Raw genomic sequence first — 13,967 nt, forward strand, 5'->3', positions numbered from 1 at the left:
CGTGCAGCAGGCCGGGGCCGGTCACGACGGCACCCGTGTGAGCCGTGCTCAGATGTCCCGGAAGAGACCGGTCGGCCGCGTGAGCTGCTGTGTTGAGCGGTTGCGGGTCGTTGACCTGGGTGTATGGCATTTCGGCTGTTTCACGCTCGTGCCCGTTGATGCAGATGGAAGTCCCAGAAAAGCCCCAGAGAACCCCCACTGCCGACAGTCGCTCCTTCGGGCTCAGACACGACACAGGATCCAGCCAAATTGACCCGCCCTGTCTGGATCCACCCCTGTGCCAGCGGGATCACCGGCCCGCGTCGGTGGCCACGTCCATGACCGCCGTACCACCCCCGCGTCGGCGGGAACCACCGGTCGTACGCACCCGACCAGTGGACGGTCGTCGAACCCCTCTCTACGTCTGGCGGCACCGGCGGCAGCCCGCCGAGCTTCCGGATGGGTCCTCGCGGCCGTGTCATGTACCGATGCGAAGCCCTCGACAGCTGGATCCGCGAACGGGGGCAGGCCGACTCCCGCTCCAACACGGCGCTGAGCCCACTGAGTACCGCACCCCAGCAGCAGGGCGCCTACATCCCAGGCGCCTGACGCCCTCGCGTCCTAGTACTCCAGCCGTAGATCGTGATCTTCATGCCCGAGCGGCTTGTTGCCGGTAGTGGCTGGCCTGGGATCGGGCCTGGTGGTGGCGCCGCCAGTTTGACCAACCTAGCCGGTGAGCTGTGTCGTGGACGGGTCGGACGACGAGGGTGATGAACAGACGCTGGATTTCGTTGCAGGTGAGTGGGATGAGGGCATCGGGTGCGGGGCGGGTGTGCCCGTCTGCGCGTACGACCGCGAGGAAGGCGTGCGCGAGCATGGCGAGGGTGACCCAGCGTGACCAGGAGGCATAGCGGCGGACCTGGTGCTCGTCGAGTGCGGCCAGGCCCTTGCCGGACTGGAAGAACTCCTCCACCCGCCATCTTGATCCAGCGACTCGGACCAGCATGGTCAGCGGCACGGATGCGGGCGAGTGGCAGTGGTGGTAGGCGAGTTCGCCGGTGCTGCGGTTGCGGCGGACCAGCAGCTGCCGACTCCCGGGGCGGGGGTCGGCGAGGCCGATGACTGCCCAGTCGTAGAAGCGGTGGCCCTTGGCTCCGGCCCCTGCGGGGAGCTTCTGCCAGGCCCGCTTGGGCACCTTCTTGGCCAGGGTGTCCGCACTGAACTTCCCTGCACTGGTGGTGACTTCGTGCGAGCAGGCCACCGCGAGGACGTAGGCGGTGCCGCGTTCCTCCAGTGCGGTTCGTAGTTTCGGGTTGCCGCCGTAGACCTCGTCGCCGGCAACCCAGGCGGCCTGGTGGCCGGCGTCCAGGAACCGGGTGATCATGCGAGCGGCCAGCTCCGGCTTGGTGGCGAAGGTGGTTTCCTCGGCAAGGCCCGCGGCGCGGCAGCGGTCGGGTTCGGAGGTCCAGGAGCGCGGAACGTAGAGTTCCCGGTCCACTGCGGCGTGGCCGCGCTGACCTGCATAGACCAGGTAGACGGCGACCTGGGAGTTTTCGATCCGGCCGGCGGTTCCGGTGTATTGGCGCTGGACGCCGACCGTGTCCACACCCTTCTTCACGTCGCCGGTCTCGTCGACGACCAGCACCGCCTGGTCGTCGTGTAGGTGCTCCACCACGTAGCCGCACACGTCGTCACGGACGGCGTCGGCGTCCCACTTGGCCCGCCCCAGCAGGTGCTGCATGCCGTCCGGGGTGGTCTCTCGGGCCCACTCGGCGATGGTCCAGCAGTTCTTGCGCGGCAGGTCCGACAGGAGCCCGAGCATCAACCGCCTGGCTCGCCGCCGGGGTTCGACCCGCGCGAAACGGCCCGCGATCCGTCCCATCAGGCACTCGAAGAACTCCTGCCAGCGAGCTGGGTCTACGCTGTGGCCTGCGGCCACCGCCTGATCTTCAGTCTTCACACACCGATGATCGACGGTGGCCGTACCCGTCCTCGCACCCGCCCTCTCCGTATCATCGAGTCCATGACAGCCGACCTCCCGGAACCCGTCCACCTCGGTGAGCTGCGCGTCTCCCATGCCGATCGCGAGGCGGTGGTGGAGCGGCTGAACGAGGCGGCGGCCGAGGGCCGTATCGACTTCACTGAGCTGGACGCGAGGCTGAACCAGGCACTAACCGCCACGACCCACGCTGATCTGGCGCCAGTCACCGCCGATCTGCCGCCGGTAGCCGCGTCGGATCCTGGACAGCCGCTGGTCCTCAAGGGTGGCGATCTTGGGGCGGTACGCGCAGGGCGCTGGCAGGCGCCCGCACGAGTATCCGTGTACGGAGGCAGGGGTGGCGCCAAGCTCGACTTCACCCAGGCCACCTGCCGACTCTCTGAGGTCGAGGTCGAGGTGCATGGCGAGGAGGCCGGTGTCACGGTCATCATCCCCGACGGCTGGGCCGTTGAGATCGGCGGGATGGAACTCGGCTTCAGCGGTCTGAAGGACACGACCACTCCCGACCGGCTCCCGGGCACACCGCTGATCCGCCTCACCGGCACCGGCGGCTCAGCGGGCGTGGTCATCCGCCACCCCAACGGCCGAGAGCGCCGCAAGCTGAGGCGCGATCAGCCACGTTGAGCAACAAGATCACGATCTACGGCTGGAGTACTAGCAGCCCCACCGGGGCAGCCGGACACTTCGGCGAACTGGCGACGGCCGACGCGGACACAGTTGCCCTGCGCTTCGTGTGCGTTGACCGCCGCGCCAACTCGGCTCCCGGCTCAGGGCTTTGGGACGCCGAAACTCACGCTCGGAATCCTCCCGTGTCCCACGTGCCCGCTAAACTTCGCGCCGGTCCGGTGGCGAGGAGTGGGTGTTGGCCGCAACGTCAGGCAACAACTCCACCGATTGGACGGGCGAGCCCGTGCGACTGCCGATGGATCTGTGCGACAACGCCCCCGACTGGCACCGGTGGGTCGTCCAGCAAGTAGGAGCAGCCGGTGGCGGTGCGCGGGACGCCAACGCGGCGCTCCGCGCCTTCGTGGTGGAGCGGTTCGGCCCCGGCGTCCTCGACACGCACGACTGGGCCTACACGCCAGGCAGCGGCCGTATGCTCGATCACCTGCTCGGATCGGTACCGAGGGCACAGCGCGGCGCGGTGCTCCCGACGTATCAGCGGGTGGCCGGCGCGCTGCCGGACGGCGCTCCGGTCACCTCGATCGACGTCGCCGCGCCCGACTGGTCCCGGGCTCGCTTCACACCACCGACTCAGAAGCCGGGCCTCTTCGTCGTCAACGCCTTGCACGCCAACCCCCTTGCGTCCAGCCTGTCGCCCGGGTTCCTGACCGATGTCGCGGGGTACGCCCGGAGCACGGGGCTGCTGCTGGTGGAAGACGATCCGTTCCGCGGGATAGGCCCGCGGGACGACCGGTGGCCGACACTGCTGTCGCTACATCCGCAGGGCACCGTCTATCTGGGCAGCTGGACGAAGGTACTGGGGTGGCCAGTCAAGATCGGGTTCGTCGGTTGGCCGCGCGGCTGCCGCAGTGCCGAGAAGTTGCGTGCCGCCGCGCCGACTCCCGAGGCGTCCGCGCTCGTCGATCTCGCGGCGGTGCTGACGACTGACCGGGCGGTCGGGATCCGTCGCCGACGCGATGCCCTGCTCACGTCTCGCCGCGCCGCCGTGGCCGCGCTCCTGCGCACGCTCGACTGGCCATTCGTTCCGCCGAGCGGCGGCGCCCATCTCGCGCTGCTCACCGGACAGGACGTACGGTTGCGGAACATCCTGGCGGCCGAACGGATCGGCGGGCTGGACGCCGCCCACTTCTATCCGCGGTCCGCTCCACGGACGTCCCGACCCTTCCTTCGGCTGGGGCTGTCCAACGTGACCGAGCAGGAGTGGGACGACCTGATGGCCGCTCTGGAGCGCGTATTGGCCCACTTGGAGGCCGACTTCCGCGATTTCGGCTCGGTGGACGACCGGTGAGCGAGAGCGCTCGACGTGAGCGCCGGGGCCGACCGCTCCACCTGCTACGGCCGCTCTTCATCTGACGGAGGCAGCGATGAGAGCATTACGTGCAGCCCGCCTGTTCGACGGAGTCAGGGGCCGGTACATGAGGTCCCCGCTCGTCGTTGTCGAGGACGGCGTAATCGTCGCGGTGGACGAGAACGGGGTTCCCCCGGCCGGGATGCCGGTCGTCGACCTGGGTGACCGCACCCTCCTGCCCGGTCTCGTCGACGCCCATGTGCACCTGGTGCTGCCCGGGGTGCCCGACCCCGTCGCCGCGGCTGCTGCACCGGAGGCCACGTTGCTCATGAACGCCCTCCGTGCGGCGGCAAGTTGTCTCGACGTCGGGATCACCACGGTCCGCGACCTTGGAGACCGCGACTACGTGACCCTCCGGCTCCGGGAAGAAATCGCGCTTCGTCCTCATGCGGGGCCTCATCTCCTGGTGTCCGGCCCGCCGATCACTACTGCTCGGGGCCACTGCTGGTTCCTCGGCGGCGCGCTGGAGAGCCCTGCGGGCCTGACCGAGGCCGTCCGGGTCCGTGCAACGCGTGGCGTCGACCTCATCAAGATCATGGCCAGCGGCGGCGAGATCACCCCCGGGAGCCGCTCGTGGCAGGCGCAGTACACGGCAGCCGAGCTGCGATCGGTAGTCGTCGAGTCGCACCGGCTGGGGCTTCCAGTAGCCGCCCACGCGCACGCGGTCGACGCCATGGAGCGCGCGCTGGCGGCCGGTGTGGACACCGTCGAACACGGCACGTTCCGTACGCCGACCGGAGTGGAGCCGGATCGCCGGCTGATCGAGCGCGTCGCCGAGGCCCGCCTCCCTGTGTCCGTGACCACGGGGTTCTCTCCGGCTGGCCCGCCGCTCGACGAATCGGCCCGCGTGCGGATCGAGCGGACTCTCGCAGCGGCCGTCGACATGCGGGACGCCGGCGTGCGGATCGTCTGTGCCAGCGATGCCGGGATATCCGACCAGAAGCAGCACGGGTTGCTGCCCCACGGCGTCATCCGGCTGGTTGAGGCCGGCTTCTCGTCGGCGGAAGCCCTGCGGGCCGCCACATCGACCGCGGCTGAAGCGTGCGGTCTAGTCCGGAAGGGACGTGTCGCCCCCGGATTCGACGCAGATCTCCTCGCGGTGACCGGTGACCCGCTCCGTGACATCACCGCGATCCTGGCCGTCGCGGCCGTCTACCGCGGCGGTCGGCGCGTGCGGTGCTTCGGGTCGAAGAACACTCCAGAATTCCGCTTCTAATAGGCCCGAACTTCCCTGGAGTTAGATCTCCTCCAAGTGTACGCTCACTCCAGCGCCGGAACGGAAAGGAGACCTCCGTCCGTGATTGTTTCCTATCTGCACGATTTCGTCTTTGCCTCGAACCCCAAAGCCGCGTCGACCAGTATTGAGACCGCCCTCGTCGCCTTCCAGGAGCGAGCCGACCTGGACGCGATCGAGTGCCCGGGTTTCTACACGGCACGACATATGCCTGCGGTGGAAATACGAGAGCGGATTGGTCCGAGCCAATGGGACCGCATGTTCACCTTCGGGGTGGTACGCCATCCCTGTGACTGGCTGGTGTCCCAGTTGACGTACAACTACCGCCGTCTGGGCCTTCCGGTGCCGCAGGGCCGTCGGCTGACGAACGACGACGTACGGCGCGTCCACGCCATTCTGGCCGACAGGCGGGGCCAGCCGGCCAGCGCCAGCGGGAGCCAGTGGGCATTCCTGTGCTCGGAGGCTCGCACCCCGGTTGTCAGTGCCGTCGTCACGCTCGAGAGCCTCGACGAGGGCTGGTCCGGGCTGCTGGAGCGGGTCGACGCGGCGGTCCCGCCGCTTGCGCGGCTGAATCGGACCGGTCATCCGGACTGGACCGACTGGCTTGACAAAGGCGCCCGCAGAGCCGTCGAGGCGCTGTGGGAAGACGATTTCGACCTGTACCGGCAGGCCGGAACACCGAAGATGGTGGACCGGCGCAGCGGCTGAGCCCTTCTTCGTCCGCTCCCGCCGTAGTTACCCCGTCTCAGTCCTCCTGTGCCAGGGCTCGTGCGACGGCCTCGCCCGCGCCCTCCACCTCAGCTGGCGAGCGGGATTCCAGGATTTCAGCCCAGGTCGGCAGGAACGAACCGCGGAACTGCTGGAAACCCAGAGGCCGGGCATGGAACCAGACATGGAAGTGAGCGTGCCCGTCCCCGGACCGGTAGACATGAACGCGTCCGACGTTTCCGAGCCCGAGGATCGCTCGCTCTATGCGGGCACACAATGGCCCGAACTCGGAGATCAACTCGCTCGGCATATCGGCGAACGATTCCCAGTGCGCTCGAGTGTGCAGAATTACGGTGCCCGGAAACGGTGAGGGTCGACGCAATCGGAGTCGCCAATTCCGGTCGGTCCAGATGAATTCCTCCTCCGCAGCCGCGCAGAACTCACAGTCCTCCGGTCCCGACTCACCCGGCCGAACGAGCTCCACGGCCTCGCCGACGAGGTTCTGGGGAAGCACCGGCGACTTGAACGGAAAAGTGGGGAACGCTGTGATGCCCGTCAGGTCGTCCTTCGGTCGGAACTGCGTCATGGCAGGGAATCCTAGACCGGCTCGCTCACCGATACAGCTCGTCGACCTCGGCCAGTCGAGCCACCACGGCGCGCACCTGCTGGAGGTCGTCACGCCGTGCCACCATCAGGGCGTCGGCGGTGTCCACGACGATGCTGTCCGTGATACCGACGAGCGCGATCGCCCGCGGAGAGGTCTGAATGACGAGGTTGCGCGCGCTGTCCGTGGTGACGATCAGACGGGTGTCCGGGACCACCACGACGTTGCCCGCGCCGTCCGCCGACCGTGCGGCCAGGACCGCGTACAGCTGGTCCCAGCTCCCGAGGTCGCTCCAGTCGAACGACGCGGCCACCACATAGAGGTTGCGTGCCCGCTGGGTCAGTGCGTAGTCGATCGAGACCGCTTCGGCGTCGGCGTACACCTTGTCGACGAACGCTTGCCCGGTGCCGTCGGCAGGCCACAACAGACCGCTGAGTCGTGGGACGTGCGTCGCGAGGCCGGCCTCGAACGTGTCGACGTGGAACGTGTAATAGTTGGCGTTCCAGAGGTACCGGCCCGACGCGACGAACGACCGTGCCAGACCCCTGCTGGGCTTCTCTGTGAAACTCAGGGCACGGTGGACCGTGGGCCCACCGGCTTCCCGACCGCCGTCCCCCAGCTCGATGTAGCCGAAGCCGGTGTTGGCCGAGGTCGGTACGACTCCGGCCACCACGATGACGGGCCGGGCGGCGGCGCAGGTGGCGGCGGCCGTGACCGTGGCCCGGAACTCCGCCGCCTGCCCCACATAGTGATCGGACGGCAGATTGACGATCACGGCGTCAGGGCGGCGCGCCCGGATCAGCGCGGCCGCCACGGCCATGGCCGGCGCGGTGTTGAGCGCTCGTGGCTCGACGAGCAGATTCTCCGGCGGCAGTTCGGGAAGCTGCGCGCGCACCAGACCGGCGTACCGCCGACCCGTGACGACGACGACCCGCTCGATCGGCACCAGGCCGTCGAGCAGTACGACGGTTTCCTGCAGCATGGTGCGGCCGCTGCCGGTCAGATCCAGAAACTGCTTAGGTCGCCGGGAAGTCGACAACGGCCACAGCCGTGTCCCGGACCCCCCCGCCAAAATGATTGCGTGCAGTGCGTCCCGGTCGAACCTCATGCCGTCCACCGTCCTCACCCGAATGGAGGGACTCGCACACAACGGTCAAACGTGCCAAGCAAGTTAGGTCCGGGCTGTACCCTACAACGGCGGTTTCGAGCCCTGTGGTGGTTCCCACCCAGGCTCGTCGAACCGCTGGGCCCGCCGCGTCGAAGGAGCCGTTCCATGCCCGAGCACCGCGACTACGACTACAATGAAGAGGCGCGGAACTACGACGCGACCCGGGGCGGCGACGCCCGCGCGACCGCCGTGGCGAACGCCGTTCACGAGCTCCTGCCGGCCGGATCGCGGATCCTTGACATCGGCGGTGGCACCGGCATTGTGGCGAACTTCCTACTCAAGCTCGGCCACGAGGTCACGGTCGTCGACTCCTCCGCCGAGATGATTCGGATGTGCGAGGCGCGCGGAACCGCGCCTGCGGTGCACGCCGACGCCACCTCGTTGCCCTTCCCCTCCAGCAGCGTCGACAATGTGATCATGATCTGGCTGCTGCACATCGTCGAGGACCCGGCCCCGTTCATCGCCGAGATGGCGCGGGTGCTGAAGCCCGGCGGACGGTTTGTCACCACGGTGGACAAGCTCCAGAGCAGCAAACCAGGCCACACCCGGGCACGGACCGACGCTCCCGAACTCATCTCCCGGCTGTGCCAGGAGATCGGCTTGGCCGAACAGGCGCCGTCGAGCTTCGTCGGCTACGGCCAGCAGGGCGAACCGGTGTACCAGCTCGCGGTCTTCGAGCGTATCTAGAGCGTGCCGCGACGGCGTACGGACCAACGATGATCAGCCATGAGGCGCACCCCCGTCGGCCCTGGAGCGACGGCCTGCCGTCGACCAGCGGCCTGTGGACCCTGGGTGACTTGGGCGAGGACACACTCGACGGCAGGCGCGTTCTCATCACCGCCGACATCGACGTGGCCCGTCGGCAGACGAGCAACGAATCGCACTTCAAGATCGCGCGACTGGCCGAAACTGTCGAGTACCTGCTGCAGCGCAACGCCGTCGTCCTGGTGTTGGGCGCTCAGGGCGGCACGTCCGTGCGCGTACTCGAACCTGGGAACACCCAGGGCCTGGAGTGGCACCGCAAGGCGCTCGCCCGCGCCCTGCCCGACGGCCGGGCCGTCACGCGCTTCGACCGGCTGGACGATCTTTCGGCTGTCGCCCCCGCTCCCGGCACGGTCGCCCTGCTGCCTAACCTGGCCGAGCTGAGCCGGGAGGAGGACGTTCCCCCGTCCGGCGAGAACGCCCTCGGTGAGGCGCTGCTCCCCACGCTGCTGCGGGGCCACTTCGACGTCTTCGTCCTCGATGACTTCCGGTCCACCGTCCGGGCACTGCCCTCCAACGTCGGGCTCGCCGCCCACAAGCCTCGAGCGGTGGGCCTCGGTCTCCAGGGAGACCTCGACAGCCTGGCACGGCTGGTGACACGCAGCCGAGCCCTGCGTGACGACAGCCGACGGAGCCGGGTCTGCTTCATCGGCAGCTCTCGTCCCGAGGATGTCACCGTGGCCCGCTCCCTGCTCACCGCTGACGTGTTCGACCGGATCGTGCTGGGGCCGATGCCGTCACTGACGATCTATCAGGAATTGGGTTACGCCTTGGGGGCGGGGCCAACCGCGGATCTCGAGTCACTCGTTCGGACCCACAGGGCTGTGGTGGCCCCGCGCGCGGTACCCAGCTTCGCGCCGGACCACCACGACCGCCTCGTCCTGCCGACCGATTTCATGGTCGCGAACCGGGCCGGGCGAGGCAAGGCGCGCCGCGTCACCCCGGAGGGCCTGGGAGAACTCGCGGAGGACGACCGCATCATGTCGATCGGCCCCGAGACTCTGAAGGCCTTCGCCGAGGAGACGCGCCAAGCCGGGCTGATCTTCCACTTCGGCATGATGAGCGCGGGTCAACGACCGTACGTCGCCTACACCGAGGCGGTGATCCGCACCAACCTCAAGTCGACGGCCGAGGTCTACATGGCCGGCGATCACATCCTGGAGATCGCTCACGACATCGGGCTGGTGTCGGCGCTGCGCGGTCGCAGCACTGGTGCGCAGACCGCCAGTTCGCTGCTGAGTGGCCTACAGGTGCCCGGGCTGGCGCCGTTTCGGAAGGCCGACGCCGACGGCGGGCCGGGCGACCACGACAGGACCGGGGACCCGGACGTGACTACCCCCACGTCAGGCCGATGACCCCCGCCGCCCCCCGGCGCACCGTCGCGTCCGGGTCGTGGGTCGCACACCGTGCCACGAGCGGGCGAGTATCGGTGTTGTCCGGCCAGAAGTAGGCGAGGGTCTCCACGGCTGTCAGCCGGACAGTGGCATGCGGATCGTCCACGGCCAGGTCTGCCGCCAGCCGGAATGTCTCCCCGGGGTCGCCGCAGCCCGCCGCCAGTCCGCGCAGGGCGGCTCCGCGTACGGACGCGGCGGCATCCGTACGGGCCAGCTCCGCCAGGCCCGCGGCGACGCGCGGATCCGGCGGATGGCCGATGGCCAGCGCCTGAACGGCGCTCTGCCGGACACCGAGGCTCTGGTCGCGCACCGATCGGTCCAGAACCAGCGGTACCGTCTCGGCGTGCTGCGGCCAGGCCTGTGCCAATAGAAGCACGGACGCCTGGCGGACGGCCCAGTCCGGATCCTGCTCGGAGGCCGCGGCCACCAGCTGTCGTACACCGGGGTCGCTGGGCCAGGTGGCAGCCAACGCCCGCAGCGCCGCTCGCCGGATCGACTCCTCCGGATCCTCGGCGGCGTGAGCCCGCAGCACCCGTCGGGTGTTCGGATCGTCACGCCAACCGGAGGCCAGACAGCCGAGGGCGGCGCGGCGGACGATGTCGCTGTCGTCCGACTCGGCCAGGTCGGCGATGAGGCGGTGGGTCTCCGGCAGATCCGACCAGTTCCGGGCGATGCAGGAAAGCGCAGCGCGGCGTACGTCCTCGTCGTGGTCCTCGGCGGCTCGCACAAGGACCACTTCATGTACCGCCGCGTCGTCCGGCCACTGCACGCCGAGCGTTTCGATGGCGTGTGCGCGTACCGCCCAGTCGGCATCTTCGGTTGCCCACCGCAGGAGACCGGCCCGAGTGGCCGCCTCCTCGTGCTCGGCGTCGGCCAGCATGGTCACGATCGCCTGACGTACCGAAGGGCTCGGATCCGTCGCATATGCCGTGAGCAGCAGCTCATAGGCGTCCGGGTAGTCCACCAGCGGCGAACTGGCTCCGAGGAGCGCCACGGTCCGCACGTCCTCGTCGTCGTCGGTGGCGCGTTCCACCAACAAGGGCAGGGTCCCAGGGTGGTGCGACCACACGCCGGCCAGGGACTTGAGCGCGGCTCCGCGGACAGTCCAGTGCGCGTCGCTCACTGCGCGGCCGATGAGAAGGTCCCGGGTGCGGCCGGCCTGCGGCCAGGCGGTGACCATTCCCTCCAGAGCCGCCTTGCGCACCCCGGCGTCGCCGTCGTCGACGGCACGTCCGGCGAGCACGTCCTGGACGTCGGCGCCACCCACCGCGAGTACCGAGAGCGCCCGTACGGCAGCCTGCCGGACAGCCCGGTGAGGGTCCTCGGTCGTCCGCCTCACGATGAGGGCGAGGGACTCTGCGCTGCCATGCGCGACCGACACGATGCCGTCGACGGCGGCCCTGCGTACGACGGCGTCGGCGTCCCCCTGCAGGCGGTCGCGGACAATGGCGTCGGCCTCCGGGTCGACGCCGAACCCGTTGGACAGGGTGGTTACTGCCGCCGCTCGCACCCTCGGGTCGGCGTCCAGCTCTGCCCGGCGCAGTACGACGGCGCGGAGCTCGGGATGGGTCGGCCACAAGCCGTCCAGGAGTTCTACGCAGGCCCGCCGAACCATTGGCTCCGGGTCGACCTCGGCGCGTTGTTCCAGCAGGGTGCGGACAGTCGGCTCGGCCCACCAGCGGGAGACCAGTGCGTTGATGCAGGTGCGGCGTACCTCGCCCGCCGGATCGGTGTCGGCGCGCCGGACCAACTGCGCGTACACCGCGGCGTCGCATTCCCGGTGGTCTGCCAGGACGTCGGCGGCGGCGGCACGGACGAGCGGATCGTGATTGAGGCGGGCATCCCGGGTCAGTTCGGCCTCGTCGCCCAGCGGCGCGTTCATCCGGGCGGCCAACTGTGCCACGGGACCCGAGAGGGACTTGCCCGCTCCGGCGTACCAGGCGCGGAAGAGCCGTGCACCGAACCATCGGTGACCGAGCGCTGTGAAGGTAGGCAGGGCCGCCTCCTGCAACGCTGCCTGGAGCGCGCCGTCGGGGTTCGCATCGAGCATCAGCAGCAGTTCGAAGATCCTCGCCATGACGGCGTCGACCTGGGCTGTCAGCCGTACGCTCGGCCGGACCTCGTGCAGGGCGCGGACTGCTAGCAGGCTGCCGGCGGGCAGGTGCGCCTCGTCGAAGCGCCAGGCCTGGTCCGCGGTGAGGAGCCGGCCGATGATCGCGGCCGCGAACCGTTCTTTCATCCGGACGACGAGCAGGAGGACTTCCGACCAGGCCGGGTCGGCGCCGTGTTCCTCGAACAGCGTCAGGAGGTCGTTTTCGTCCATGAGCCGGTCGTCGAACTGGTGCACGATGTCGAGGGCGGCGAGGTATTCGAGAAAGGCGCGGTGAACAAATCCATACATTCCAGCGCCAAATCGGGACAGGATGTAATTGCGGGTGCGCAGTTGGTCGATCATCGAGTGGGCGGCGGTTCGGGCGACCGGCCGCTGGTAGCCGCGCTCGTCTCGAAGGTAGATCTCGAACGCGTCCTGAAGGTCCTGTTCGGTGATTCGGTTGCCGCCGATGCTCGCTTTGCCGAGCAGCATGGTGCGCGCCAGGATCCGCAGGAGGTCAAGTTTGTCGTCATACAGCAACCCCTCCTGGTTGGGGAAGCTGTGTGCCTCCACGTCCCAGTGCTCCACCAGCAGCGAGACCGCGAACTCGTAGACGTGCACGCGATCGCGCGGCAGTTCGCGGCGGCGTCCCATGATGCAGAGCAGCGTGAGCAGCAGTGGGTTTCCGGCGAGTTCGTGCACGGCCGGCGAGCTGCCCACGGCCGAGATCAGACGGCCTCTCAGCCGCTCCCCCTCTGCGCGGTCGTCGGCGCAGGCGATCTCGTACCAAGCGGTGACGAACGAGGAGATCTGGCCAACGTCGAGGTCCTGCAACTGGTACAACTCGAAGCCCGCGTCGTCGAGAGTCTGGCGGTGGTAGCCGACCGGCCGGGACGTGACCACCGTGCGCGCGTTGGGATAGCGGCGCGCGAACTCGCGGATCTCGCGGCACACGGCGTTTCTCCGGTCCCGGTCGAAGACCTCGTCGAGTCCGTCGAAGACGACGACCACGGGGCGGCCACTTTCCAGGTACGGATTCAGCACGGACGCTGGCAGTCCTAGTCCCTGGGCGTGGTGGAGCTGGTCGATGAAGTCGACGAACGAGGTGAGGCCGGTGGCGCTGTAGAGCCGGAGTTCCACCAGGAGGGGCAGGGTGCCGGCCAGCGCGGGCAGCGGATCGACGGCGACGCCGATGTGGCCGGTGAGGGCGGCCGAGTGGAGTTCAGCCAGCCTGAGGACCAGATAGCGGGCGATCGTCGACTTCCCCGATCCGGGATCGCCGAGCAGCACCAGGTGTCGGTGGTCCGGGCCCGCGATCAGGCCGAGCACGGGGCGCGTCGGCTGCCACTGGTCGGTGAGCGCAGGGCCGAGGATCTCCGACTCCAGATCCCGCGGCATGCCGCGCGGATCGGCCTCCTCGCCTAGGAGGAGACGTCGGCGGAACTCCCTGGGCAACTCGACTGCGGGCGGGTCGGCGCGGGCCAGCGGCGGGGTGAAAACCTCCTGGAGCGGCACCCGCAGCCGGTCCTCGACGTTGGTCATGGCCAACAGCATCTCCAGGTTGACCTGCTGGTAGTACTCCTGAACGCGTCGCAGGTAGTCGCCCAGTCGGTGGTCCTGCGGTGACGGGGTCTCGCCGTCCGGCGCGTCCGCGGGCGGGAGGTCCGCGGTGCGGGCCCGCTCCCACGCGGCCAGCCACTGGGCCACGTCGGGGCCGGCGACCTGGCACACGGCGAGAAACGTCAGCAGCTTTCCCCGGACCGGCAGGCGCTTGCCGGTAACGATCTCACCGACGGTGCTCTTGCCGAGGGACTCCCACGCAGGCCCGTCCTGCCTGCGTGGCAGGCTCTGCGCGATCCGGTCCATCGCCTCGTACGACAGGCCGCGGCGCAGTCTCAGTCCGTCCAGGCAGATGGCCAGCTGGCCGGGTGTGTTCACTCTCGAGGGGTCAACGCCCGGAACCGGGGCCGGCTGGTTCATGAGCCCTCCCGTTCT

At 69.0% G+C, this 13,967-nt stretch carries 10 protein-coding genes; 6 read left to right on the forward strand and 4 right to left on the reverse strand.

Annotation, left to right across the window (positions count from 1 at the left end; genetic code table 11):
• Positions 1–628: 628 nt before the first annotated feature.
• The gene (locus tag ACIRQH_RS26685) at positions 629–1,861 is read right to left on the reverse strand and encodes an IS701 family transposase (protein ID WP_404227213.1); all 1,233 of its coding nucleotides are present in this window, start codon (positions 1,859–1,861) and stop codon (positions 629–631) included.
• A gap of 141 nt (positions 1,862–2,002) precedes the next feature.
• On the opposite strand from ACIRQH_RS26685, the gene ACIRQH_RS26690 reads away from it, so the two are divergent.
• From ACIRQH_RS26690 to ACIRQH_RS26705, 4 genes are all read left to right on the forward strand, one after another.
• Entirely contained in the window at positions 2,003–2,602 is a 600-nt protein-coding gene (locus tag ACIRQH_RS26690) for a DUF1707 domain-containing protein (protein WP_404227120.1), read from the forward strand.
• 238 nt (positions 2,603–2,840) lie between these two features.
• Positions 2,841–3,950 carry an aminotransferase class I/II-fold pyridoxal phosphate-dependent enzyme gene (locus tag ACIRQH_RS26695; protein ID WP_404227121.1) on the forward strand — a complete coding sequence of 370 codons (1,110 nt, stop codon included), beginning with the start codon at positions 2,841–2,843 and terminating at the stop codon, positions 3,948–3,950.
• 127 nt (positions 3,951–4,077) lie between these two features.
• Complete coding sequence (locus tag ACIRQH_RS26700; protein ID WP_404227122.1) at positions 4,078–5,226, forward strand: amidohydrolase family protein; 1,149 nt, start codon at positions 4,078–4,080, stop codon at positions 5,224–5,226.
• 81 nt (positions 5,227–5,307) lie between these two features.
• A complete protein-coding gene (locus ACIRQH_RS26705) occupies positions 5,308–5,952 on the forward strand; it encodes a hypothetical protein (protein WP_404227123.1) in 645 nt (214 codons plus the stop codon).
• Between the two features lie 37 nt (positions 5,953–5,989).
• Here ACIRQH_RS26705 and ACIRQH_RS26710 read toward each other — a convergent pair whose 3' ends face one another.
• On the reverse strand, positions 5,990–6,538 hold the full coding sequence (locus ACIRQH_RS26710; RefSeq protein ID WP_404227124.1) for an HIT family protein: 549 nt from the start codon (positions 6,536–6,538) through the stop codon (positions 5,990–5,992).
• 25 nt (positions 6,539–6,563) lie between these two features.
• The gene (locus ACIRQH_RS26715) at positions 6,564–7,664 is read right to left on the reverse strand and encodes a mannose-1-phosphate guanylyltransferase (RefSeq protein ID WP_404227125.1); all 1,101 of its coding nucleotides are present in this window, start codon (positions 7,662–7,664) and stop codon (positions 6,564–6,566) included.
• A gap of 165 nt (positions 7,665–7,829) precedes the next feature.
• Here ACIRQH_RS26715 and ACIRQH_RS26720 point away from each other — a divergent pair, with 165 nt between their 5' ends.
• Positions 7,830–8,411, forward strand: a complete 582-nt coding sequence (locus ACIRQH_RS26720; protein ID WP_404227126.1) for a class I SAM-dependent methyltransferase — start codon at positions 7,830–7,832, stop codon at positions 8,409–8,411.
• Between the two features lie 29 nt (positions 8,412–8,440).
• Complete coding sequence (gene pgk, locus ACIRQH_RS26725) at positions 8,441–9,841, forward strand: phosphoglycerate kinase (RefSeq protein ID WP_404227127.1); 1,401 nt, start codon at positions 8,441–8,443, stop codon at positions 9,839–9,841.
• Here pgk and ACIRQH_RS26730 read toward each other — a convergent pair.
• The gene (locus tag ACIRQH_RS26730) at positions 9,819–13,910 is read right to left on the reverse strand and encodes a HEAT repeat domain-containing protein (RefSeq protein ID WP_404227128.1); all 4,092 of its coding nucleotides are present in this window, start codon (positions 13,908–13,910) and stop codon (positions 9,819–9,821) included. The genes pgk and ACIRQH_RS26730 overlap by 23 nt on opposite strands.
• Between the last annotated feature and the right edge of the window lie 57 nt (positions 13,911–13,967).

The organism is Streptomyces sp. NPDC102279 (genome assembly GCF_044766365.1).
Classification (GTDB): Bacteria; Actinomycetota; Actinomycetes; order Streptomycetales; family Streptomycetaceae; genus Streptomyces.